21 protein-coding genes are annotated in these 24,362 nt (G+C 57.1%); 5 read left to right on the top strand and 16 right to left on the bottom strand.

Features of this window, described 5'->3' with window-relative positions:
* Positions 1-69 precede the first annotated feature (69 nt).
* From LHF31_RS04565 to LHF31_RS04505, 13 genes are all read right to left on the bottom strand, one after another.
* On the bottom strand, positions 70-1,068 hold the full coding sequence (locus LHF31_RS04565; protein WP_298005070.1) for a M42 family metallopeptidase: 999 nt from the start codon (positions 1,066-1,068) through the stop codon (positions 70-72).
* 50 nt (positions 1,069-1,118) lie between these two features.
* Entirely contained in the window at positions 1,119-2,189 is a 1,071-nt protein-coding gene (locus LHF31_RS04560) for a M42 family metallopeptidase (protein ID WP_298005068.1), read from the bottom strand.
* A 2-nt stretch (positions 2,190-2,191) separates the two neighbouring features.
* A complete protein-coding gene (locus LHF31_RS04555) occupies positions 2,192-3,256 on the bottom strand; it encodes a M42 family metallopeptidase (protein ID WP_298005066.1) in 1,065 nt (354 codons plus the stop codon).
* Between the two features lie 12 nt (positions 3,257-3,268).
* Positions 3,269-3,679 carry a hypothetical protein gene (locus LHF31_RS04550; RefSeq protein WP_298005063.1) on the bottom strand — a complete coding sequence of 137 codons (411 nt, stop codon included), beginning with the start codon at positions 3,677-3,679 and terminating at the stop codon, positions 3,269-3,271.
* 111 nt (positions 3,680-3,790) lie between these two features.
* Positions 3,791-4,774, bottom strand: coding sequence for an ABC transporter permease (locus LHF31_RS04545; protein WP_298005060.1), 984 nt, complete (start codon positions 4,772-4,774; stop codon positions 3,791-3,793).
* A gap of 13 nt (positions 4,775-4,787) precedes the next feature.
* Entirely contained in the window at positions 4,788-6,287 is a 1,500-nt protein-coding gene (locus tag LHF31_RS04540; protein WP_298005056.1) for a sugar ABC transporter ATP-binding protein, read from the bottom strand.
* Positions 6,288-6,352: 65 nt separating this feature from the next.
* On the bottom strand, positions 6,353-7,285 hold the full coding sequence (gene rbsB / locus LHF31_RS04535) for a ribose ABC transporter substrate-binding protein RbsB (RefSeq protein WP_303773671.1): 933 nt from the start codon (positions 7,283-7,285) through the stop codon (positions 6,353-6,355).
* A gap of 114 nt (positions 7,286-7,399) precedes the next feature.
* Positions 7,400-8,368 (bottom strand): ABC transporter permease, encoded by a 969-nt coding sequence (locus LHF31_RS04530; RefSeq protein WP_298005050.1) that lies wholly within the window; start codon positions 8,366-8,368, stop codon positions 7,400-7,402.
* Positions 8,369-8,386: 18 nt separating this feature from the next.
* A complete protein-coding gene (gene rbsD, locus LHF31_RS04525; RefSeq protein WP_303773668.1) occupies positions 8,387-8,782 on the bottom strand; it encodes a D-ribose pyranase in 396 nt (131 codons plus the stop codon).
* On the bottom strand, positions 8,779-9,696 hold the full coding sequence (gene rbsK / locus LHF31_RS04520) for a ribokinase (protein ID WP_298005044.1): 918 nt from the start codon (positions 9,694-9,696) through the stop codon (positions 8,779-8,781). The genes rbsD and rbsK overlap by 4 nt, the downstream gene beginning before the upstream one ends.
* Positions 9,693-10,694, bottom strand: a complete 1,002-nt coding sequence (locus LHF31_RS04515; protein ID WP_298005041.1) for a LacI family DNA-binding transcriptional regulator — start codon at positions 10,692-10,694, stop codon at positions 9,693-9,695. The genes rbsK and LHF31_RS04515 overlap by 4 nt, the downstream gene beginning before the upstream one ends.
* Positions 10,695-10,875: 181 nt before the next feature.
* The gene (locus tag LHF31_RS04510) at positions 10,876-11,697 is read right to left on the bottom strand and encodes a VWA domain-containing protein (RefSeq protein WP_298005039.1); all 822 of its coding nucleotides are present in this window, start codon (positions 11,695-11,697) and stop codon (positions 10,876-10,878) included.
* Between the two features lie 164 nt (positions 11,698-11,861).
* Positions 11,862-12,959 carry an ATP-binding protein gene (locus LHF31_RS04505; RefSeq protein ID WP_298005038.1) on the bottom strand — a complete coding sequence of 366 codons (1,098 nt, stop codon included), beginning with the start codon at positions 12,957-12,959 and terminating at the stop codon, positions 11,862-11,864.
* A 157-nt stretch (positions 12,960-13,116) separates the two neighbouring features.
* Here LHF31_RS04505 and LHF31_RS04500 point away from each other — a divergent pair, with 157 nt between their 5' ends.
* Positions 13,117-14,445, top strand: coding sequence for a glycoside hydrolase family 1 protein (locus LHF31_RS04500; RefSeq protein ID WP_298005036.1), 1,329 nt, complete (start codon positions 13,117-13,119; stop codon positions 14,443-14,445).
* A 67-nt stretch (positions 14,446-14,512) separates the two neighbouring features.
* Here the strand turns inward: LHF31_RS04500 and LHF31_RS04495 are convergent, their stop codons facing one another.
* Positions 14,513-16,111 carry an elongator complex protein 3 gene (locus LHF31_RS04495; RefSeq protein ID WP_298005033.1) on the bottom strand — a complete coding sequence of 533 codons (1,599 nt, stop codon included), beginning with the start codon at positions 16,109-16,111 and terminating at the stop codon, positions 14,513-14,515.
* A gap of 76 nt (positions 16,112-16,187) precedes the next feature.
* Here LHF31_RS04495 and LHF31_RS04490 point away from each other — a divergent pair, with 76 nt between their 5' ends.
* Positions 16,188-16,925, top strand: coding sequence for a trans-aconitate 2-methyltransferase (locus LHF31_RS04490; RefSeq protein ID WP_298005031.1), 738 nt, complete (start codon positions 16,188-16,190; stop codon positions 16,923-16,925).
* Positions 16,926-16,928: 3 nt separating this feature from the next.
* Here LHF31_RS04490 and LHF31_RS04485 read toward each other — a convergent pair whose 3' ends face one another.
* Together LHF31_RS04485 and LHF31_RS04480 are read right to left on the bottom strand one after the other, a co-directional pair.
* Positions 16,929-19,466 carry a choice-of-anchor Q domain-containing protein gene (locus tag LHF31_RS04485; protein ID WP_298005029.1) on the bottom strand — a complete coding sequence of 846 codons (2,538 nt, stop codon included), beginning with the start codon at positions 19,464-19,466 and terminating at the stop codon, positions 16,929-16,931.
* Positions 19,467-19,542: 76 nt separating this feature from the next.
* The gene (locus LHF31_RS04480) at positions 19,543-19,959 is read right to left on the bottom strand and encodes a LuxR C-terminal-related transcriptional regulator (protein ID WP_298005027.1); all 417 of its coding nucleotides are present in this window, start codon (positions 19,957-19,959) and stop codon (positions 19,543-19,545) included.
* A gap of 121 nt (positions 19,960-20,080) precedes the next feature.
* On the opposite strand from LHF31_RS04480, the gene LHF31_RS04475 reads away from it, so the two are divergent.
* The 3 genes from LHF31_RS04475 to LHF31_RS04465 all read left to right on the top strand — a co-directional run bounded on the left by LHF31_RS04475 (position 20,081) and on the right by LHF31_RS04465 (position 24,346).
* Positions 20,081-20,902: a hypothetical protein gene (locus tag LHF31_RS04475; RefSeq protein WP_298005025.1), complete on the top strand. Its 822-nt coding sequence runs from the start codon at positions 20,081-20,083 to the stop codon at positions 20,900-20,902.
* A gap of 168 nt (positions 20,903-21,070) precedes the next feature.
* A complete protein-coding gene (coxB, locus tag LHF31_RS04470; RefSeq protein WP_298005024.1) occupies positions 21,071-22,471 on the top strand; it encodes a cytochrome c oxidase subunit II in 1,401 nt (466 codons plus the stop codon).
* A gap of 18 nt (positions 22,472-22,489) precedes the next feature.
* Positions 22,490-24,346: a cbb3-type cytochrome c oxidase subunit I gene (locus LHF31_RS04465; protein ID WP_298005022.1), complete on the top strand. Its 1,857-nt coding sequence runs from the start codon at positions 22,490-22,492 to the stop codon at positions 24,344-24,346.
* Positions 24,347-24,362: the final 16 nt, after the last annotated feature.

Raw genomic sequence — 24,362 nt, 5'->3', positions numbered from 1 at the left:
AAACAACCACCCACCTGAAGGGCTTCAGGCAATGCGTTAAAAATGCTCGTCTGCAGGGAAAAACAGGGCTCATTTCAGTGTAACCGGAGCGCTCAGCAAAGCCACCAGCAAGCGCACCGACAGTTGAACATCCTGATAATCCACCATTTCAGAAGGGCTGTGAATGTAGCGGGTTGGGATGGATAGACATCCCGCAGGCACGCCGGCGCGGGTCAACTGCATGGCGCGGGCATCGGTAGTGCCGCCTTCCAGCACTTCCAGTTGATACGGGATACCGGCTTTTTCCGCCGTCTCCACCATCCAGCGCACCACCCGCGGATCGGAAAGCATGCCGCTGTCGCGCACCTTGATGGCAGGACCTTTACCGAGCGCCACTTCCATCTTGACGCCTTTGGGAGTGTCACCGGTGCGGGTCACGTCTACCGCCAGCGCCAGTTCGGGATCTACCCCGTAAGCCGCTGTGGTGGCACCGCGCAGCCCCACCTCTTCCTGTGTGCTGAAGATGAAATACAATTCATGCGGGGTGGCAGTCAATTCCTTCAGGGCTTGAATCATCACCGCCACGCTGATGCGGTCATCCATGGCTTTGGAGACCAGACGACCGCCCAGGTCCAGGAATGGCCGGTCAAAAGCGGCGATGTCGCCCACCTTTACCGGGCAGGTCTCGCGGCTGGATGCCCCCACATCAATATACAGTTGATCCAGGGTGGGCAGGGCAGTAGCGCTTTCCAGACTTTCCATGTAAATGACCCCTCGCACGCCGTTAAGGAACTGCACCCGTCCGCCAATACAGGTGCGCGGGGAAACGCCGCCGATGGTCGTAAAGCGCACGAAGCCGTTTTCATCCACGTGAGTGGCAATCACGCCAATTTCATCCATGTGGGCGGAGAGAGCAATGCGCATCCCGCCTTCCGTGCGGGTGCCTTTGCGGGCAATCAGGTTGCCCAGCGCATCCACTTTCATTTCATCCACCCAGCCTTCGATTTCCGCGCGCACCACCTCGCGCACCTTTTCTTCGTAGCCGGAAGGTCCAACGGTTTCCACCAGTTTTTGGATTAATGCTTTCATGGCTTTTCTTTCTCCGTTCTATGATTGCAGGGTCGAAACAGTGACGAAACTCAACGCTGAAGGATGCCCGGCTCCAGACGTGAGAGCGCATGATACACCAGAGCCAGCGTGTTTTGCCAGTCATCCAGACGCGCCAGCATCACGGCAGTGTGCGCGTACCGTCCCGGCACCGAGACCGAGAGGGAAGGAACGCCCTCGCGGACGCGGTGAATTGCACCGGCATTGGTGCCGCCCCCGCCGGGCTGGCGGAACTGGAAGGGAATCCCCATCTGTTCGCCGGTCTGGGCAAAATGCCGAACCAGCCGCGGATCGGAGAGCGTGGCAGAATCGGCAACGTAGAGGGCAGGACCCCCTCCGAGGCGGGTGTTGTAGAAGATGTTTTCACTGCCATCCCAGACGGGCAGATCGTTCGCCGGGGTCGAATCGAGGGCAACGGCAAGTTGAGGGTTAAAAGCATACGCCGCCGGACGGGCACCGCGCAAGCCAATCTCTTCCTGCACGGTAAACGCCGCCAGCAGTTCAATGTTTTCTGGAGGATTCTTGAACAGTTCAATCAATGTGGCTACACCCAGACGGTCATCCAGCGCCTTGCCAAACAGCGCCACTCCCGATTGCCAGAAACGGGTGGCAAAGGTGGCACGGTCGCCCACCCTGACCTTCTTTCCGCCTTTCAAGCCCACATCAATGCGCAAGGACTCAAGAGGAATTTTGCGCTCAGTTTCGCCTTCTTCAGCAAGATGGATGGGTTTGGCTCCAATGATGCCGGGGACATTCTCTGAACCGACCAGCACCTTCTTTCCGGGCAGGGTGCGCTCGTCAATTCCACCCACAGCAACAAAGCGGAACAGCCCGTCCTTGTCATCTTCGACGATCATAAAACCGACTTCATCCATGTGCGCATCCACCATCACCCGCAGGGCGCCAGGGGTACGGGCTTTGCGCACCGCCAGCACATTGCCCAGCGCATCCACGCGCAGATCATCGGCAAAGGGTTTGATTTCCTCAAGGACAATCCTGCGCACCTGGGCTTCATCGCCGGAGACAGCGCAGGCGTTGGAAAGTTTTTCCAGTAAAGCGATCTGATTCTCGCCAATTTGAGGGGCAGAAGTTGCAGGGCTCATCGTTATGCCTCCTCCCATGTAATCTTCTGGACATCTTCAGGGGTCAATCGCAGAATATACTCCGCCAGCAATCTGCCCACCCGCCGGATATCGTTGAGCGAGACCACCTCAACCGGCGTATGCATGTACCGCAGGGGGATGCTCACCACCATGGTGGGAATACCCTCTGCCACAATTTGCATGGCGTAGGCATCGGTGCCGGAAGCGCGCGGGTACACCTCAATCTCAAAGGGAATATCCAGATGCTCTGCCAGCGCCTTCAGGTCATCAAAAACACGCGGATGCGACTGCGGACCCCAGCCCAGCACCACACCGCCGTCCAGGGTCTTGCCGCGGTAGTCATTGACGCCCGGTCCTTTGGCAAAGGTGACATCAATGGCAATCGCCAGGGTGGGACGAATTTCGAACGGCGAGGTCAACCCGCCGCCCAGGGTCTCTTCTTCCTGTGCCGTGGCAACCGCATACACATCCCAGTCGTGGGTTGCCCGCCGGAGCGTTTGCAGACAGACCGTCAGCGCGGCAACCGAAGCGCGATTGTCGAGGGTATGTCCGCAAATCAATTCATCGGGCAGTTCGAGAGGTTCGGTATCGAAAGCAACAGGATCGCCAATTTTCACCAGACGGCGCACTTCCTCCGCAGGCAAGCCCGTATCAATGAGCAAATGCTTCATCTCCACCGGTTTACCTTTTTGCGAAGGGGGAAGCAGCCGGTCAGAAGGCTGGACGATTACGCCGCGCAGCGGCTCTTTGCCGAACACCCGCACCGGCTGAGCGGGCAGGATGCGCGGATCCAGTCCACCCACTTCGGTAAAGGCGATCAACCCTTCCGGGGTAATGCGGGTGACCATCATCCCAATGGCATCCATGTGTGCGGCGAGCAAAATGCGCGGGCGCGGTTCGGGGGAGATGCCGCGTTTGAGGGCATGTAAACTGCCCAACCGGCTCACGCTGAGTTCATCCACCAGCGGTTGCCATTCACGAGAGATGACCTCTCGCACCGGCTCTTCATAGCCAGAAAGTCCCGGCAGGGAAATTAATGTCTTGAGAAAGTCTTTAATTTCGGTCATAGGCGTCTTCGATCAGGGGGTTGATGTAGGAGGCACCGGAGTCTCGGTATCGGTCGGTGTAGGAGGCACCGGTGTATGGGTTGCCGTAGGCGGTTGAGGGGTTTGGGTGGGCGTAGAAGTCACAGTCGGCGTAAAGGTGAAGAAAGTGGGGGTAAAGGAAGGGGTCAGAGTTGGAGTACCGGTGGCTGTCGCGGTCAGGGTAATGAGGGTTGGAGAAGCCTCTGGAGGAGTACCGGTTGCCGCAGGAGTTTCGGTTACGGTAGGGGTGGCGGTTGGCGTAACCGTTGGGCGATTGATCCAGGCATTGACCTGCAAGATGCTGAGCCCAACACAGTAGCAGGCAAAAGCCGCCACAATAATGACAATCAAGACGGTGCGAATTTCAGAACGTCGCCGGTCGAGGTGATTTTCGTATTCTCCCATAGGTTATCCCGCTTCCCTTCATCATAACATCAGCGGGAAGATGTGACAAGTTTTTTGGGAAAGAAAAAAACTGGAATTTTTACCTATACGCAGTGTATGGATTCTGCCAGTTTAGTCTGCAGGGTTTCCCTTTGGTTTGGCCTGCCGCTGTTTAATGAAGTAATCCAGCATCACTGCCAGAATGAAGACCATCCCTTTAACGACCTGCTGATTGTACGAGGGCATCTCCAGCAGATTCAAGCCGTTCGACAAAACACCAATGATAAAGGCTCCGGCGAGAGTGCCGGGAATACCGCCCACCCCACCGGCAAGACTGGTACCGCCCAGCACTGCGGCGGCAATGGCATCCAGTTCCAGCCCCACGCCGATATTGGGCTGTGCCGACCAGAGACGCGCAGTGAGAATCAACCCGCTCAGCGCAGCGCACAACCCGCTGATCAGGTACACGCTGAACTTGACCAGCCCCACATTAACGCCTGCCAGGCGGGTGGTTTCCTCGCCTCCGCCAACAGCGTAAATGTGCAACCCCAGCGGGGTGTGCTTGAGCAGGAAATACGCCAGAAACGCCACCACAATCAGCACCCATACCGGTACAGGGATGCCCAGTGCTCCCTGCCCACCCCAGAAGGTAAAAGTTTTATCCAGCCCGGCAATGGGACGCCCCTGGGTGTACACCAGCGTGAGCCCGCGGGCAATTGCCATGCTCGCCAGCGTGGCTACAAAGGGAGGAATGCGTCCCCAGACGATCATCGCCCCGTTCAGAAACCCCATGCCCAGACCGGTTAGCAAGCCAATCAGCAAGCCGGGGTATGTTCCCAGCCCACCGCGCGTTGCCAGCCCTGCCGCCAGTGCGCCGCTCAAAGCGGCAACCGAACCAACAGAGAGGTCAATCCCACCGGTAATAATGGTCAGAGTCATACCAATGGCAACCAGCGCAACCAGAGACGTTTGCAGGGCAATGGTCAGCAGATTGCCTACGGTCAAAAACTCCGGGGAGAGCAAAGCGAACCACACCAGAATGACCAGCAAAATCAGGTAGGTGCTGGTGCGGCGCAAAAAGCTAATGAAGGAAGATGAATGGTTTCCGTTCAGCATGAGTTCCTCCCCATCATAATTGACCGGTAGCGGCTTGCATGATGCGATCCTGGGTGGCTTCTTCGCGGGACAATTCCGCCACGATGCGCCCCTCGCGCATCACCAGGATGCGATCGCTCACCCCCAGGATTTCCGGCAACTCGGAAGAGATCATCAGAATCGCCATACCCTGAGCAGCCAGTTCGCTCATCAGTGCATGGATTTCGGCTTTCGCACCCACATCCACGCCACGGGTGGGTTCATCGAGAATTAAGACCCTGGGATTCAAGCCGAGCCAGCGGGCAATGATCACTTTTTGCTGATTCCCGCCTGAGAGGTTGCGCACTTTTTGATTCAAATGCGGGGTGCGCACGCGCAGACGTTCCACCAGTTCACGAACAATCCGGTTGACTGCCTGAAAACGGATAAAGCCCCAGCGGGAAAGGCGCTGAATCAGACCGGCACCGGCATTGTAACGCACACTTTGACCGGCAAACAACCCCTGGGCTTTACGGTCTTCCGGCACCAGACCAATCCCCAGGCGAATGGCATCCTGAGGAGAGCGCAGGTGTACCTGTCTGCCCTCAAACCAGATCTCCCCTCCTTCAAGACGGTCGGCGCCAAACAGCAGACGGGCAACATTGGTGCGTCCGGAACCTACCAGTCCCGCCAGTCCGACAATCTCGCCGCGATGCAGTTCCAGACTGACCCCGCGCACCTCTCGTCCGGCTTTCAAATTCACGGCTTTGAGAACAGGCTCTCCCCGTTTTGCAGGAACTTTTGGGAAAAACTCCGCCAGTTCGCGCCCCACCATCAGACGAACCACCTCAGCGGGGGTAAATTCGCTGGCATTCCCCACCGCCACCAGATGCCCATCTCGCATTACAGCAATTCGGTCTGCCAGTTCAAACACCTCTTCAAGACGATGGGAGATGTAAATCAGCGCTACACCTTCTTCGCGCAGGGAACGTACCAGTCGGAAGAGGGTATCCGTTTCCCGCGAAGTGAGCGAACTGGTAGGCTCGTCCAGGGCAATCAGGCGGGCATTGTAGGAAAGGGCTTTGGCAATTTCCACCAGTTGCCGCTGGGCAATGCTCAAATCGGCAATGGTTGCCTGCGCTGAAACCTCAATTCCCAGCCGATCCAGTTCGCGCTGTGCCTGAGCGTACAGCCGTTTCCAATCCACGCCAATTCCCCAGCGCCGTGGTTCGCGCCCGAGAAAAATGTTCTGCCCCACTGTGAGTTCGGGGATCAGCGCCAGTTCCTGGTGAATCATGGTGATGCCCAGTTCCAGCGCCCGACGGGGCGATGGAATAGACACCAGTTGCCCATCCAGATAAATCTTGCCCGAATCCAACGGCACCACCCCGTTGACAATGTTCATCAGGGTGGATTTTCCAGCGCCGTTTTCTCCCACCAGCGCCAGAATCTGATGCCCGTACACATTCAGGCTGACATCACTCACGGCTTGTACACCGGGGAAGGATTTATAGATATGCTCAAGTTTCAGGCGTGGAATGGCGATTTCGGTCATACTCCCTCATGCGAGAGGGATGGGGGCGGCAATGTTATTGCCACCCCCATCCGGGTGTCAGAAGACTATTTCACTGTGTCTTTGGTGACCAGATTGAGCGGTACGGGGATGGAAGCATCCACCTTCTCGCCCTTCAGGTATTTGACAGCGGTTTCCACTGCCATCTGCCCCATCAAAGCGGGCTGCTGCGCCACCGTGGCGGCAAGTTTGCCATCCTTCACTGCCTGCACAGCGTCATCAATGGCATCAAAGCCCACAAAGACGATGCCAGTGCGTCCCGCCGCCTCAGCCGCCTGAATGGCGCCGAGGATCATCTCATCGTTGTGTGCAAACACGCCAGCGATCTCCGGTTGAGCCTGCAGGATGTTCTCGAAGACCTTCAAGCCCTTGTCGCGGTTGAAATCGGCGGTCTGCTGAGCAACGATTTTGGCATCCTTGCAGGACGCGGACATGTACTCGTTAAAGCCCTGTCCGCGGTCGCGGGCAGCAGAAGTGCCGGCAATGCCCTGAAGTTCCACCACATTCCCTTTGCCGCCAATGGCTTTGCAGAGGAATTCCGCCGCCATCTTACCGCCCGCCACGTTATCCGAAGCAATGTGGCTGACTACCGTGCCGCCATTGGATCCACGATCCACGGTGAAGACGGGGATGCCGGCTTCATTGGCTTTCTGGATGGCAGGGACAACAGCGTCCGAGTCGGTGGGGTTGATGAGCAGAGCCGAAACCTTCTTGTTGATGAGGTCTTCAATGCCCGCGGTCATCTTGGCGGAGTCATCCTGAGCATCCACCACGATGAGTTTAACGCCCGCAGCATCGGCGGCTTTCTGCGCGCCATCCCGCAGGGTGACGAAGAAGGGGTTATTCAGGGTCGAAATGACCAGCCCGAGGGTGATTTCTCCACCCTGCTGGGGCGCCTGTGTGGCAGTCTGCGCTGCCGGGGTGCACGCCGCCAGAACAAGCACGAATGCCAGAAGCAAATAGATAATGGACCGTTTCATGTTTCTCCTCCTAAAGTGTGAGAACGTTGAAAAGTAGATTTTGAACCGAGATACAAACATTTGGAACAGATTGAACCCTTCTCTTTTCCTCCATCAACCTCCTTTCCAGCCCATTCATTTCGAGGGCGGGCTGAAGACCTTGTACAACAACAGCGCCAGCGCGATGACAACACCCTTGACGACCTGTTCCCACAGCGGGGAAACATTCAAAAGATTGAGACCGTTGTTCAGAGTCTCGATGAGCAAAGCGCCCAGCAGGGTACCCGCCAGCCCGCCTTCGCCACCAGAAAAACTGGTTCCGCCCACCACCACCGCAGCAATGGCGTTGAACTCATACCCCTGCCCGATGATGGGCTGCGCCGAGTCCAGACGGGCAACCAGCACCAGCCCAGCCAGAGCGGCGCAAAAACCGGAAATGGCATATACCAGCACGGTCATGCGATCGGTCGGCACCCCCGCCAGACGGGCAGCGGTGGGGTTATCGCCCAGCAGATAAATTTGCGCGCCGTATTTGGTGCGGGTGAGGAAAATCCATCCGAGCGCAAAAACTGCCAGCGAGAGAATCACCGGCATGGGAATGCCCGCCACCACCCCTGTACCAATCCAGCGGAACTCCGCCGGCAAACCAGTGATGGGCTGTCCCTGCGTGTACAGCAGAGTCAAACCGCGTGCCACCGTAAGCATGCCCAGCGTGGCAATAAACGGGGGAATTTTGGCACGGGTAATCATCAACCCGTTGACCACTCCCAGCAGGGTGCCAGTTCCCAGAGCCACTCCTACCGCCCAAGCCACCGGCTGACCCTGTTTCATCAGAGAAGCCCCAACCGTGACCGAAAGCGCCAGCACCGAGCCAACCGAAAGGTCTATTCCACCGGTAAGGATGACAATGGTCATACCCACACTGACAATGCCGTTGATGGTCGCCTGGCGCAGCACATTCATCAGGTTGGATGGGGTGAGAAAGCGCTCCGAAAGCGCGGAAAGGACAATCATCAGCAACAGGAAGGAAAATACCAGCCCGAAACGCTGAAAGAAAGCGCGGCGGTCAAAGGTGGCAAGGTGGGAAGATCTCGTCTGGCTCATGCAGGGGCACTCCAGGGGCTAGAAAACCACGCCCGAAACCAGGATGACATTGGCGTAGGGGGTAAATTCTCCCGTGCGCACCACCGCCCGGGCATCCCGCGTGAGGCGCTTCAGTTCCTCATGGCTCACCTCGATGAAAGGCGTATTGGGAAGCAGACGTTTCAACTCTGCCAGGACCTGCGGGCTGACCTCTCCGGTTTCCTTTGCAACAATGACCTTTTCCACCTGCATCTCTGTCAGCACGGCGCGTACCGTTTCGATGAACGGGGGAATGTTGCGGGTGAGCGCAAGGTCAATGCGGTACGTTTCAGCGGGAATGGGCAAACCAGCATCGCCAATCACCAGCATATCGCCATGTCCAAGCGTGGCGATGACCTCAGAAAGGGCAGTGTTGAGCAGGGCAGTTTTCTTCATCGGCTGTTCCTCTCCTTCAAAAATTGTTCCAGTTCCTGACGGGTGGGCATAGATGGCTGCGCACCGGGACGGGTCACAGCAATGGCACCGGCGGCGTTGCCCCACCGGGCGGCTTCCACCGGTGACTTCCCTTCTGCCAGCGCCAGCGCAAAGGCTCCCGCAAAGGCATCGCCAGCGGCAACGGTATCCATAACTTCCACACGATAAGCAGGCAGGAAGAGGCGATCCTCGCCCAGCGCCAGCAGAGCGCCTTCATCACCCAGGGTCACCACCACATTCGGCACTCCCAGCGCCTGGATGGTGCGGATGGCTTGCTCGCGGTCGGCAATGCCCCCTGCCAGCAGGGTGAGTTCATGTTGATTGGGAATGAGGTAATCCACCTGGCGGAGCAAATCCGGCGGGAGCGGACGTGCCGGAGCAGGATTCAGCACCACCTTCATACCGGCTTGATGTGCCTGCTGAACGGCAGTTTGCACAGCATCCAGCGGACACTCCAGTTGCACCAGCAGGACATCTGCCCCTTCAAATGCCGGCACAGACTGAAGAACATCTTCAGCAGAGACGTTGCCGTTAGCGCCCGACGCCACCACAATAGTATTTTGCCCGGCGGCATCCAGGGTGATGAGCGCCACACCAGTAGGGGCTTGCGGATCCCGGCGGATAAAGGTGGTATCCACGCCATCGCGCTGAACGGTTGCCAGCAGGGCATCGCCAAAGGCATCCTGCCCCACCCGTCCAATCATGCGCACCTGAGCGCCCAAACGCGCCGCAGCCACAGCCTGATTGGCACCTTTCCCACCGGGAAAGGTCTGAAAACTGCTCCCGATGAGGGTCTCACCAGGAAGAGGGTGGCGCGGAGCACGCACCACCAGATCCATGTTCAAACTTCCCACGATGACAATGATTCCACTCATGCAATCCTCCGCACAGATTGCCGCTCCACCAGTTCAACCGGCAGGGTCTCACAGCGGGCGGGCAGATCGGACTGGTTAATTCGCTCCAGCGCCATCCGCAGGGCGGCTTCAGCAATGGCTATCTTGTCCTGCCGGATGGTCGTCAGGGGAGGAACGGCATAGGTCGCCAGTTCAATATCGTCATAACCGACGATGGAACAATCCTCCGGCACACGCAAACCGGCTTCTGCCAGCGCGCGCAGGGCACCAATTGCCATCATGTCGTTGCAGGCAAAGATGGCGGTTGGCAAAGGACGCTGTTCCAGCAGAACTTTCCCGGCTTCGTACCCTGAACGGGGATGAAAATCTCCTCGTACGATCAGGTCTTCATCCACCGCCACACCCGCTTCCTGCAAAGCCTGGCGGTAGCCAATCACCCGTTGAGCACTGGGAGTCAGATGGGATGGACCGGTAATACAACCAATCCGACGATGACCTCGAGAAAGCAGATAGCGAGTTGCCAGCAAACCTCCCTGCAGATTATCGGTAAGGACAGTATCCACCTCCAGAGCAGACAACTGACGATCCACCACCACCACCGGCAAGCCACCACGCACCAGATTCTCCAGCGATTGACTGCGGTCACCGGTGGCGACAAAAATCAGCCCATCCACCTGTTTGGTAACAAGGACATCAATATAGACCTGTTCTTTTTCCAGATCGTTTTCGCTGTTACCAAAAATGACGTTGTAACCGGCGCGGAAAGCAGCAAACTCCAGTGCACGGGCAATTTCGGCAAAGAAGGGATTGGCGCTGTCCGGGAGAATCAAGCCCAGGGTGCGGGTTTCGCCCCGCCGCAGGGAACGCGCCAGGATGTTGGGACGGTAATTCAGTTCCTCCATGGCACGCAACACCCGCTCCCGCGTTTCCGGTGAGACGAAGCGGGTATTGTTGATCACATGGGAAACGGTCGTAGAAGAAACTCCAGCGCGTTCGGCAACCTGATGGATGGTGGGCATAGGGCGGAGACCTGACAGGAAAAGGATTGCGCAATCCTTTGCGCAAACGATTGCATAAACAGTGTAGCAAAATCACACTGCAAAGTCAAGAGGTTTTTGGAAACAATTCAGCCAAAAGGGAATTTTGCCTTCACCCGCACTGGCAATCTCGCTTTGACAGGAAACAGGGAGGGGAAGCGGGTCAGCGTTTGTCTTCCAGCCCTTTGAGGAGGCTGGATTGCATTTCCTGCCGCACGGTATAGTACAGACTCTCGGCGCGCAGGTCGGTGAGGTTGTAGCAGGGGGCTTTGAGGTGATCTGCAAGTTCCTGCGCCAGCCCCTGATCAAAGGCGGCATGTTCCATGTTGATGACCACCGAATGGACGTGTTCTTCGGCAATGCGCTCGGCCAGATAGTGGGCTTCTTCCAGGGGCGGCAAATGTCCCATAGAGACGTTACCGGCTCCATCGGTCAGGACGATCAACAGGGGCAGGACATCGGGATGAAGCATCTTCTCGCGTTTGAGGATGCTGTATGCCAGATCCAATCCCGCCGAGAGGGGAGTTTTGCCCCCAACGGGAATCTCCCGCAGGGCTTGCTCTGCCAGTTGCACGGAGTTGGTCGGAGGGAGAATCAAGGTGGCGCGGTCGCGCTGGAAGGTGATCAAGCCTACACGGTCACGGCGCTGGTAAGCATCATTCAGCAGGGACAAAATAGCGCCTTTGGTGGCTTGCATACGCTCGGCAACCGCCATTGACCAGGAAGCATCCACCAGAAAGAGGACGAGGTTGGCGGCACGTCGCACCCGCACCTTGCGCATGTAATCGGAGGGGCGCACGGCAAACGCCACACGGTTGCGCTTTTTGAGTTCCTCACGCTGACGCTGGAAAGGCGCCGCTGTGCGCAGCGTGGCGTCGAACGCCAGATCGTCCCGGCGTCTGCCTGCCGGGCGGGCAAGGATATAGCGTCCGCGTTTACGGTCCGTATAGGTGCGCGAACGCCGACCTGCCTGGCGGCGCATCATTTTATCTAAAGGGGTATCGAGGCGGCGCGCCTCAAAAGTCTCGCCGGTACTGACCTGCTTACCGCCGTTCCACCACTGGGTATTCCCCTGATCAAAGATGTTCTGACGGGATGGTTCCTGCTGAGTCGCATCGGGCTGTTCAACCTGCCCGGTCTCCCCATCGGTTACGTTTTTTTTTGCCCGGATTCTTCTTCCATGCCGCCGGGGTGTTCCCGCGGCTCGCCGGAGGTAGCGCCGCCCTGTAACTGCTCAATGCGCTCCGCCAGTTCCTCCATCGTCGCCGAGGCTTGCTGGAAGGGAGAACGCTTCAGGCGATGCGGGAGCGCCAGTTCCGCCGCCAGGGCAATATCCCGCGCGGTAATGGACGTGCGCCCTTCAAAGGCGGCGTGTGCGCGGGCAGTTTTGAGAATGACGAGATCGGGACGGTGACCATCCACCTGCAAAGAGGCAGTGAGAGAAGCAATCGAAAGCAGGTCACGGCTGGTATAGGTAACCTGATCGAGCAGTTTGCGAGCCTGTTCGATCTGCTGAGAAAGTTCCTGCTCTTTGGGCTGCCAGTAAGCGACAAAAGCCAGGGGGTCTTTTTCGAATGCGAGATTGCGCTCCATGATAAGTACGCGCTCGCGGGCATCGCGAATGCCGTAGATTTCCACCGAAAGAGCAAAGCGATCCAGCAACTGAGGGCGCAGGTCGCCTTCTTCAGGGTTCATCGTCCCCACGAGAATGAAGCGCGCCGGATGGCTGAAAGAAATACCTTCGCGCTCCACAATGTTCATGCCCATAGCCGCGGCATCCAGCAGAACATCCACCACATGATCATCCAGCAGGTTGACTTCGTCAATGTAAAGCAAGCCGCGATTGGCGGCGGCAAGGACACCCGGCTCAAAATGTCGTTCACCGCGCTGAATGGCGGCTTCAATGTCCAGCGTGCCAACCACGCGATCTTCAGTAGCAGAAACCGGCAGGTTAATGAAAGGAATTTGCCGCAGCGTCATCGGCAGGGATTCGCCGCGTTCGGCGCGCTCGCGGCATTCAGTACACCAGGTTGCCGGAGCATCCGGATCGCACCCAAAACGGCAGTCACTGACCACTTTGACTTTGGGCAGCAGTGCCGCAAGGGCACGCGCCGCGGTAGATTTTGCCGTGCCGCGCTCGCCGCGAATCAACACCCCGCCAATACGCGGATCTACCGCATTCAATACCAGAGCACGCTTCATGCGCTCCTGACCAACGATGGCAGTAAACGGATAAATAGGCGGCATGACGATTCTGCAACTCCTTTCTCAGCGGCTTTAGTTTACCACAAAACCCCCCTGAATGCATTGGTGGGCATGGAAGGTTGTTTTAGCGGAAACGGTTTGACACTCGTTTTTGCTCATGTCATAATAAGGATAAGAACCCCTCTAAAGGAGATCCACAATGCCGAAAGCCGATTTTGTCTTCCCCAATGGATTCCTCTGGGGCACAGCCACATCCTCCCATCAGGTGGAGGGGAACAACACGAACAACGACTGGTGGGCATGGGAGCAACAACCCGGACGCATCATCCACGGGCACCGCTCCGGACTGGCATGCGACTGGTGGGGCGGGCGCTGGCGCGAGGACTTCGACCGCGCTGCCGAGACAGGACAAAATGCCCACCGTTTCTCCATCGAGTGGAGCCGTGTCCAGCCCACCCCCGACCGCTGGGATGAGGACGCCATTGATCACTACCGCGACATGCTGAGAGGTTTGCGCGACCGCAACCTGCTGCCGCTGGTTACCTTCCATCACTTCAGTTTGCCGCTCTGGCTGGCAGAACGGGGTGGGTGGGAAAACGAGGAAACCCCGGCGCTGTTTGCACGCTATGTGCGCAAATGCATGGAAGCCTTTCACGAGTACACCAGTTTCTGGATTACCATCAACGAACCCAACGTGTACGCCTACGAAGGTTATGTAGCAGGGCTGTTCCCTCCCGGAAAGAAAGACCTCTCAGCGGCAATGAGAGTGATGGCAAATCTGGTGCGCGGTCACGCGCTGGCATACCGTGAAATTCACGCCATCCAGCGCGAAGCCCGTGTGGGACTGGCACTGGCAATCCGCCCGTTGTTGCCCGCCGGACCGCTTAAAGTGCTGGATGCGCTTCCGGCAAAAATTGCCGGGCAATTTTTCAATGAAGCCTTCCCCGACGCACTTCAGGATGGCAAATTAAGGCTCATCACCCGCACCCTCTCTATCCCCGAAGCCAAGGGAACACAGGATTTCGTCGGCGTCAATTACTACACCGTGGACCTGGTGCGTTTTGACCTGCTGCGCCCGCAGGAGATGTTTGCCCACCGCTTCTACCCGCCCGATGCGCCACTGAGCGATACCGGCTTCATTGCCCATTTTCCGGAAGGTATGTACCTGACATTGAAATGGGCAAAACGCTTCAACCTGCCCATCATTGTCACCGAAAACGGTGTGGAGGATGCCGATGACCATCTGCGCCCGCGTTACCTGGCAGAGCACATTCATCAGGTATGGCGGGCGGCAAACTTCAACTGGCAGATCAAGGGCTATTTCCACTGGACGCTGGTGGACAATTTCGAATGGGAGCGCGGCTGGACTCAGCGCTTTGGTCTATGGGGGCTGGATGTGGAAACCCAGCGCCGTATCCGCCGTCCCAGCGTGGATCTGTATGCCAGCATCTGCCAGAAAAACGCCCTCACCTATGACGCCGTGGCTGAATACGCGCCGGATGCACTTCCGAAGATTTTTCCTGAATAACCCCTGAATGAAAAAACCAAGCCCTCCAGTACCCATCGGAGGGCTTGGTTTTTTTTCAAATCGTTGCTCACAGTTCTCGAATCAGATACAGGTCGCCGCGCTCAAAGTTGCGCGACTCGTAATACAGGCGCGTGCCGATGGCGGCAATCACCGCCAGGCGGCGGAAGCCGCGCGCGCGGGCAATCTCCGCGGCGCGGTTGAGCAGTTGTGTTCCCAAACCGATATGCTGTGCCGCACCGGGCAGTTCAAAACCCACCGGCAGGGATTGCCCGTACACGTGCACTTCGCGAATCAACGCGGCACCTTTCAGGTCGGGCAGTTCTCCGGTGACATCGGGCGCTTCAGGCAGGGGCAGGGAGAGGCGCAAATACCCGGCAATGCGGTCGTTTGGTGTGACAAACTGCAAAAAGTGTTCTTCGGCATGCGCAGCGGTGTAGGTCAGGTCGCGCAGGGTAAGGGTGACGGGATCCACGCGCTCATTGCGCACTTCGCGACAGCGGATGCAGTGACAGCGCTGCCCGCGGCGGGCGACCTCCGCCAGCACATCCTGGCGCAAACTGGTGCGGCGGTTGCCCGCCACCACATTGGTCGAGGGGATATCCCGGATGATGCGATTAATGCGGCAGTACTCCGGTACCGTGGGCTTCAAATCGGCAATCAGGTCAATCAATTCTTCCGTGGTGTAAGGCTGATACTCGCCGCGCTCCCAGTAAGCGTACAGATCGGCATTTTGAAGCAGTTGACAGGGGTAAATCTTGATCTCATCCGGTGCGTAGCCGTGCGTCCACAGGCGGGCAAAGTCCTCGCGGTCACTCTGCAGGGTGGCACCCAGCAGGTTGGGCATCCAGTGCAGAACGATCTTAAACCCCGCCGCCCGCAAAAGGGCAGTGGCTTGCAGGGCTTCAGCAGCGGTATGCCCGCGCTGATTGAGCGCCAGAATACGATCATCCAGTGACTGTACGCCCATTTGCACTTTAGTCACTCCTAACCGTCGGAGCCACGCCAGTTCCTGCGGGGTGATCTCATCCGGGCGGGTTTCAATTACCAGTCCCACGTTGCGGTGCGGCGCCGTCTCATTGAGGCGGTGGGCTTCATCCAATGTAGCAGACTCCCTTTCATTCAGAGCATCAAAACAACGGCGAATGAACCATTCCTGATAATCGCGCCGGTAAGCGGTAAATGTACCGCCCAGAATCAACAGTTCAATTTTATCGGTGGGATGCCCGGTGGCTTCCAGCGATTCCAGACGGCTGGCAACCTGCCGGTAGGGATCGAAGTCATTCTGTAAACCGCGCATGGCGCCGGGTTCATCGGGCAGGTAACTTTTAGGCATGCGCACATCCGTGGGACAGAAGATGCACCTGCCCGGGCAGGGATAGGGCTTGGTCAGCACCGTCACGGTGGTGACGCCGGAAAGGGTGCGCACCGGCTTCATGCGAATGGCGGCAAGGAAATGAGCATCTGCCTGCCATTCCCCTTGCTCCACCAGACGTTGATACGTCTGCACCAGAATGGATTTGGGCAGGTACCCGCCCTCGGGCAGGGGATGACGGCGCAGAGCGCGCACGACATCCATGCCGCGGCGCACATCCTCCAGCACACGGCGGGCAATTTCCTGCCGTTCGGGGGTAGGTTCGTGCGTTTCCTGCCAGATTTCAAAATCCATGGTGCGAATCTTACCAGAAAATGGAGGAATTTTGGGGGCTTTGTTTTATAATGCCTTTCAGATTATGGAGAATCATGTGATTGAGAAGTTGCGGGAGATCAACCGCACCTTTTACCTGCAGTTCGGCGAGTCCTTTGCCCGCACACGGCGGCGGGTGCAGAACGGGGTCAAGAGGGTGCTGGAATGCCTGCCCGACGAGGGCATCTGGCTGGATCTCGGGTGCGGTTCGGGCGCGCTGGCGGTTGAATGGCTTCAACGCGGGCGCACCAGCCATTACATCGGCATGGATTTCAGCACTGTTCTGCTGGAAGAAGCCCGCCGCGCAGTGAGTCCATTCCACGCCGGAGAACAGGTAACTTTCCTGCACGGCGATCTGACCGCCCCGGACTGGCATCTGGCGGTGAAAGACGTGCCACTCCGCGGTATCCTTGCCTTTGCCGTTTTGCATCACATCCCCTCATTCGACCTGAGGCTTGCCCTGCTGGGGCGGGTTCACACCCTCTTGCCGCCCGGCGGATGGTTCGTGCATTCGGAATGGCAGTTTCAACACAGCCCCAAACTGATGAGCCGCCGCCTGCCATGGGCAACCGTTGGACTTCAGGATGAAGACCTCGAGGCAGGCGACACCCTGCTGGACTGGCGCGAAACCCTCCCTGCCGGTTCGGAACAGGGAGGGTTACGCTACGTACATTTATTTACACCCGAGGAACTTCAACAACTGGCGGAACAGGCCGGTTTCAGCATCGAAGAGACCTTTTCCTCAGATGGTCTGGGAAACCGCCTGAGCCTCTACCAGATCTGGAAACGGTTATAGCCCTCATGGTTTGCGAATCATGGGCAGTGCAATGCGATAATTGCTCTCAAACTCCACCGCCCCGGCATCGCACGCCCACCCGCGCGGACGGATGGAACCGCGCTGGTCCTGATAAGGATAGGCACAGGCGCTGAGGGGGACAAAATCCACCACGGGACTGGTCTCGGTGAGCGGAAGCCTTACGTATGGTTTCCCTGTGGAGAGCGTGCCCAGTTGCGGGTCGGTGTTGATGCGATCCAGCGGTGCGGCAAACTCACTGCAGTTGCCAATGCTCTGGACCACATTGTATCCCAGCGAACGCAGGTTGCCGCTGCTGTCATCCTGGCAGTCGTTGAGAACCTGGCTTGACAACTTGTTGTATCCCAGAGCAGAACTCTGCACAAAAATGCGCGTCTGCAAACCTGAGGCATTGTACACGCCGCCGCCTTTCCCTGTCCCGCCTACCTGATTCCCGGTAATGGTTGCATTCTTGAGCGAGACATTGCTCTTATTTTCGGCATAGACAGCCCCGCCATTCCCGCCCGATCCAGCAATACCGCCGCCCACTTTTGTGCCTCCCGCACCGGTCTTGTTGCCGTCCAGCGTGGAGTGGATGGCCACGATTCTGCCCTCACCGGCATTGAAAATGGCGCCGCCATGACCACCTCTTCCCGGGTTGACCGATGATCCACCCGCACGGGTTTCGTTGCGGACAAAACTGGCAAAGCGTACTTCCTGGACGGTGCCGGTATTGGCAATGGCACCACCCGAACCGCCGTTCCCGCCCCCGCAATTTCCAGAGAGATCGGAGGCGCCCAATCCAGTCTTGTTGGCTTCAAAGATGACATTCACCAAAATGCCGATATTGCCGCTGTTATAAATGGCGCCGCCTGAACCACCGTTGCCCCCCACGCTTTCACCACCACATTTGGCGCCGTAACCGGTATAGTTTCCCAGAAAAGTGACATTCTGCATGACCCAGAGGGCAGGTGCGCCGGGAATCTGAAGGGTACCCACGTTCGCCAGCGCGCCGCCATTCCCGCCACTGCCTCCATCCCCGTAGATACCGCCCGTTCCGCCATTACCGGTGGCATTGGCTTCAAACACAGGATATTCCGGGTTCAATTCAATCAGCGGGCTGATGATCCTGCCTTCATTGTAAATGGCACCGCCGTTGCCGCCGTTGCCGCCATTGCCCACGCCAGCCACGCCGCCGTTTCCGGTTTTATTTTCTTTAAAGCGAACATACAGCGGGGCGGCGTCCTCATTGCCAATCTCAGCCGTGCCCGCGTTGAACACAGCGCCGCCATTGCCGCCATGTCCACCGTTGAAGTTCACGCTCTGCCCACCGTTGCCGGTCTGGTTGTAAGAAAAGGTCACATTATCCATCTTGTCAATGATGCCTGCATTGGCAATGGCACCTCCCGAGCCGCCATTGCCCCCATTGCTCTCAATGGATGCCGCACCATTGCCGGTCGCGTTTTGCGAGAAGAGCACATTTTCCAGACGGAGAACAGATTGAGCATTGTTGAAAATGGCTCCCCCTAAACCGGCGCTCCCTCCAGGAGGCGCACCGTTGCCGGTGGAATTTCCCACAAAATTTACATTGTTCAGGACGGCAGTGCCATCATTGTACAATCCGCCCCCTGCCCCCGAGGCATAGCCATCTCCACCAGTGCCGGTCGCGTTATTGCTGACCTCTCCACCTTGAATGGTCAGCGTTGCCCCACGGGCGTTATAAATTCCACCGCCATCCCCGCCCTGATTGCCCGTGCCGTTCCCTCTACCGGTTGTGTTGCCGGATACGATCGTATTCTGCAACATGAGGGTACCGGTGTTATAAAGACCGCCGCCAAAACCACCCGGAACCTGTGAGATTGCATCGGAAGTCCTGTTGTTGATGACTGCAACATTCCTGAGGGTTAAGTTCCCCCGATTGCGAATGCCCCCGCCACCATCGGTGTGCTCACCCGCTTTGCCGTTTTGCAAGGTCAGATCAGAAATGGAAACGGTGGCTAAGGGATGGATATCCAGCACGCGATCCCGTGGATTAGACTCATCGAGGTAGGCATCGAGCACAATCGAAGCCGGATCTGCCGGGTTACCCATAAGGCTCAGGGTCAGCGGGTAAGGCTCACCGGTATTGGGAATACGCGCGCCGATATCGAAATCGCCGAGAGCATTCAGTTCTTCCCCTGACCCCGCCAGATCAGGATTAACGGCAATGACACAGGGGGTATCGCTTGTACAGGCAAGTGCCTCATCAAAGACGATTTCAAATTGATAGGTGTTGTCGGGGTCACTGGAAGCAAGTTCGTAGGCGTTGGCATTCACCAGCATGATGGCAGAACGGAGTGTGCAATCCCCCGGTACCTCTGTGCAGGCATTCAACCACCCCGGTTCGCCGTTTGCGTCATCCGGGGGCAGAGTATCATCCAGCCTGTCCACCACGTAACGGATAGTCACTACCGCTGCCCTGGCTGGTGTGGAGAAGGACAATAACCATCCCAGCAGGATGAACAGGCTCAGCAACACGCGAAAAACTTTTTGCCCGCCATTCATGGCATTCTGTACCTCCGTGGAATTTGATCCATTGTGATTATACGGAATGCCAGTTGTCTGTGACCTTACAGTTTTTTTACCTGCGTAAACTGGAAAGGACAATCATCGCGCGGCGCACCAGTTCAGCGCGGGTTCCGGCATCAAAGCGGCGTTTCAAATCGGCAACGTACAGATACACCGTGCGGGTGGAAATGCGTAAACGGTGCGCAATCTGGCGGGTGGTCAGCCCATCTGCCAGCCCCTTAAGCACTTCCATTTGACGACGACTGAGATTTGGGAGATAGGGTTGCACCACCGCGCGCGGCTCCGCGCGGGTGATCAGCACCATATCCTCAATTTGCATGGCTCTCAGGTCAGCACAGGGCAACTCATGGAAAGGCGCCGGCGGAATCCATTCTCCCCGCTGGAGCGCCTCAAGGATGGCTTCGGCAGGCTGTCCTTCTTCCAGCCAGAGCAGGGTATGGGGATCAGGGAGAAAAAGAATGCGCGTCATGCTGATTGAATCCCGGTTTAATTATAGAAATTTTGTTCTATTATGACAGAGTTTAGGGAGAAGTCAAGACCCAACCCCAAAAACCGCTTGAAAAAAAAACAATATTGATTACCATGAAAACATGAACCAAATTCGAAGAATTTTCTGGACGGTGCTGTTTCTGGCGGGATGGAGCGCCTGCAGTGCTCCACCTTCACCAGCCACCCCAATTCCATCCGAGCCCCTCTATCTTACGCCAACACACACATCCACTCCAGAGCATACCCCCATGGCGCCAGAGGATATGGTTTCCTGCGATATTCTCACCCGGCCCGCGTCGGGATTGAACGACGTGCTGGACTGTACAGAACAAAGCGGTATGATCTGGATTACCTTCCGTGTGCCATACAGGGAAGCCATCGGCGATTTCTACCGCTGGTGTGAAGCGCAGGGATGGCATACCGTTGAGGGGGCGATTGAGGGAAGTGTGTTCCAGAAGGATAACACCCTGCTGGTGGTCTATGACCCTGAACCCGGCATAGAAGATCCACAACGAAAAACCGAACTGCCGCCCGGGACACGCGGACGAATGGCGCTGGGAATCTTCATCGCCCTTTCTGATCAGACCATACCAGGTCTCTTTCCTGGACCACCGGACTGCAACAACCTGAAGGTGCTGTTCTTCCAGCCAGAGACCGTTTTGAACTGCCGCCAGCAAGCCAGCACTACATTTCTTTATACCACCTACGAAGCCCGCGCTGTCCTGTTGATGATGTATACCATACTCAAACAGGCAAACTGGCAAGTCTCCACCTGGGACTGGGCGCTGCATCGCACCGTATGGAAACAGGGTGAAACCACTCTGTTTCTGGAAGCCCTGTTCCCCAATGCCGCTGCGCTGATGGGCGACCGCTTTCCACCGATGGCGCGCTCCCGGCTGGAGTGGCGGGTGACTTCTCCGTAATGCTTTGAAGGAAATTTTCACACACTCAAGAAGGGTGATTCAGACAATCACCCTTCTTTTTATGGCAGGTTAACCCGTATTCAGGTAGCAGGATGGATGAAATTCTGAGCCTTTTTATCTAGAATAAAGATGGTTTTACTCGGATTTCAACCTGGGGAGGATGCCCGAATGCGTCAAACGCCCCTTTTTCGTAAAGTGTTAATCGCCTCGGCGAACCCGCTGTTTGGAAAAGGTCTTCAGCAAATTTACCGCCAGCGCTTTGAAGCGGTGGAGTTTTTACTCACCTCCAGCATGGAAGAGACCCTGGCACAGTTAGACCGCTGGCAACCGGACCTGGTCATTGTGGATTACGACGATAAAACCATTCACCGCGAAGAATTCCTCAGTCATTTCATCACAGGGCAACATCCCATGCAGGTCATGCTGGTTTCGCTCCGTGAAAGTGGCGCGGTGGTGGTGTACGACCGCAAGACACTTACCCCTGCTCAGGCAGATGCATGGCTGAGCGATTTTCAATCCAATCCCCCATCCAAAAGGAGTCATCCCATGAAGGGAAATACCCGACATCTCTTCATCGCCGGAGGGCTGGTGATTGTGGCAACAGCGCTGATGTACTTTGCCCTGTTGGGAATCAACCTGCTTCCCGATCAGGCATCCACACAGGCGCAAGCCATTGATCGCCTCTTCAACGCACACTTTTTCATGATTGCCCTGTTGTTTTCCTTAATCACCGTTTTTATCGGCTACAGTTTGTTTGCCTTTCGCAGTAAACCCGGCACGGAAGATCAACCCGGCGCCAACATGAAGGGTAACAATACCCTGGAAATCATCTGGACGCTCATTCCGCTGGCAACCGTACTGATCTTCTCGTTCTTCGGCGCACGCAATCTGGCAGAGACCCGCGTTGCCGACCCGCAAGCCATGGAAGTAAAGGTTATTGCCCGGCAATGGGACTGGGTTTTTGAATACCCTGCTTACGGAATCAAATCCAACGAACTGGTTCTGCCCGTCAACCGTCAGGTATTGCTCAAACTGACTTCGCTGGACGTGATTCACTCATTCTGGGTGCCAGAGTTCCGCGTCAAACAGGATGCTCTGCCGGGGGAAAATCTGGTCAAAGAACTGCGCATCACTCCAATTAAAGAAGGTAATTACACAGTGATGTGCGCAGAACTGTGCGGTGGTGCACACGCCAACATGAACCGCCCGGTTGTGGTGGTCAGCAAGCAGGAATTTGACGCCTGGGTGTCCAGCAAAGTCAATGCCGTGACCGCCGACCCGGTGGAGCGGGGCAAACGCTGGGCAGAACTGAGCGGCTGTCTGTCCTGTCATTCGGTGGATGGCACCAAACTGGTGGGACCAACGTGGAAAGGCGCTTACGGGCACACTGTGGAACTGACAGATGGAACCACGCTCATCTCCGATGACGCCTATCTTTACACGTCTATTGTCAACCCGGCATCCCAACTGGTCAAAGGCTATCCCAACTCCATGCCTGGCAACTATGCGGACCAGTTGAGCGATGAACAGATTCGCGACATCATCGCATACATCAAGTCTCTCAAATAACCGAGAGGAGGAGGCTTTATGAGAAAGATATTCCAATACGGACTGGTGCGGGGAATTTTTGGACAGATTCTCGGTATGGCGCTGGGGTACGGTCTGGTCACCGTTCTGCAGTTGCTTTCAGGCGCCCGTCTGCGCGCCGAACCTGCCTGGGTGGTGGGTGGGGCATTTGGCGCCATCGGTTTTCTGATTGCTTTGGGCGCGTTCACCGACTGGTTCCGCATGGCAAAGGGCGAAAACGTCCCTGAGCCGGAAGAAATCGAAGAGCCGCAGGGAGGAAAACGCTACTGGGGGCTTTCCTACGATCACAAGGTGATCGGCGTGCAGTATGGTTTCCTCTCCCTGTTCTTACTGGTGCTGGGCGGACTGTTTGGGCTGATCTTCCGTACCGAACTGCTGGCGCCGCAACTGCAATTCCTTTCGTTTAACCTGTTCAATACCCTGATCGGGTTGCACGGCATGGTGCTGATTGCCTCCATCCTGATGGGGATTGCCGCCATCTCCAACTACATCATCCCCCTGCTGATTGGCGCACGCGATATGGCGTTTCCACGTTTGAACGCCTTTTCCTTCTGGGTAGCCGTGCCCGGCGCGTTAATTCTGGTGTGGAGCCTGGCGCTGGGTGGCTTTGAAACCGGCTGGACGGGCTATCCGCCGCTCTCTATCCGCGGGCCAATGGGTGTGCAGATGTTCTTTCTGGGGGTGTGGTTAGTGGGATGGTCCTCTATCCTGGGCGCGCTCAATCTGATTGCCACCATCCTGCGTATGCGCACCCCGGGCATGTCCATGTTCCGCATGCCCATTCTGGCATGGAGCGTGCTGGCAACATCCATTATTGCCCTCACCGCCACGCAGTTAATTGGCTTATCCTTTCAACTGGTGCTGTTTGAACGCCTCCTGGGGATGGGTTTCTTTGAACCCTCCAACGGCGGCAATCCCATTCTCTTCCAGCATCTGTTCTGGTTCTACTCGCACCCCGCTGTTTACATCTTTGTCCTGCCCGGACTGGGGGTAATCAGCGAACTGCTACCGGTATTCGTGCGCAAACCCCTGTTTGGCTATAAATGGGTGGCAATGTCTTCGCTGGGAATTGCTCTGGTGGGATTCCTGGTTTGGGCGCACCACATGTTCGCCGCAGGGATGGAGGAATACCTGCGTGTGCCCTTTATGTACAGCACTCTGCTGGTGGCGGTGCCTACCGGCGTAAAGTTCTTCTCATGGACGGCAACCATCTGGCAGGGGAACATCCGCCTGCGCGTGCCCATGCTGTTTATACTGGGCAGCATCATCATCTTCCTGCTGGGCGGCATCACCGGGCCCATGCTGGGTACCGTATCTACCGACTTACACCTCACCGATACATATTATGTGGTGGGTCATTTCCACGCCACCATGTTTGGCGGCTACATCTTCCCCTTCTTTGCGGCGCTGTATTACTGGTTTCCCAAAATTACCGGGCGGCAGATGAGCGAGAAACTGGGACAATGGCAGTTCTGGTTGCTCTTTATCGGCTTCATGGTCATGTCGCTGGGACAAATGCGCATTGGAATGCTGGGCATGCGCCGCCGCATTGCCGATTACGACCCTGCCATGGGCTTCCAGATCCCCAACATCATCATCACCCTGGCAGGGTTCATGGTGGCAATCTCCGTGCTTATTCTCTTCATCAACCTGTATCGCAGTGCCCGCTTTGGCAAGGTCGCTGTGGGCAACGTCTGGCAGTCTCGCTCACCGGAATGGCAAATCCCCTCTCCGACACCTCAGCACAACTACCCCGTTCCTCTGCGGGTGGTGGGCGAGCCGTATGACTACGCCGGTGGAAGTGAGCAGTACGTAGAACTGGATGGCGCGGCGCCTGCAGCGCACGCGGCTGACTGATAAAAGGGAGAATACG

The sequence above is a fragment of the Anaerolinea thermophila genome (assembly GCF_020723905.1).
Classification (GTDB): Bacteria; Chloroflexota; Anaerolineae; order Anaerolineales; family Anaerolineaceae; genus Anaerolinea; species Anaerolinea thermophila_A.
The sequence above is the reverse complement of the archived record's forward strand: the minus strand, read 5'-3'. Positions and strand labels throughout refer to the sequence as shown.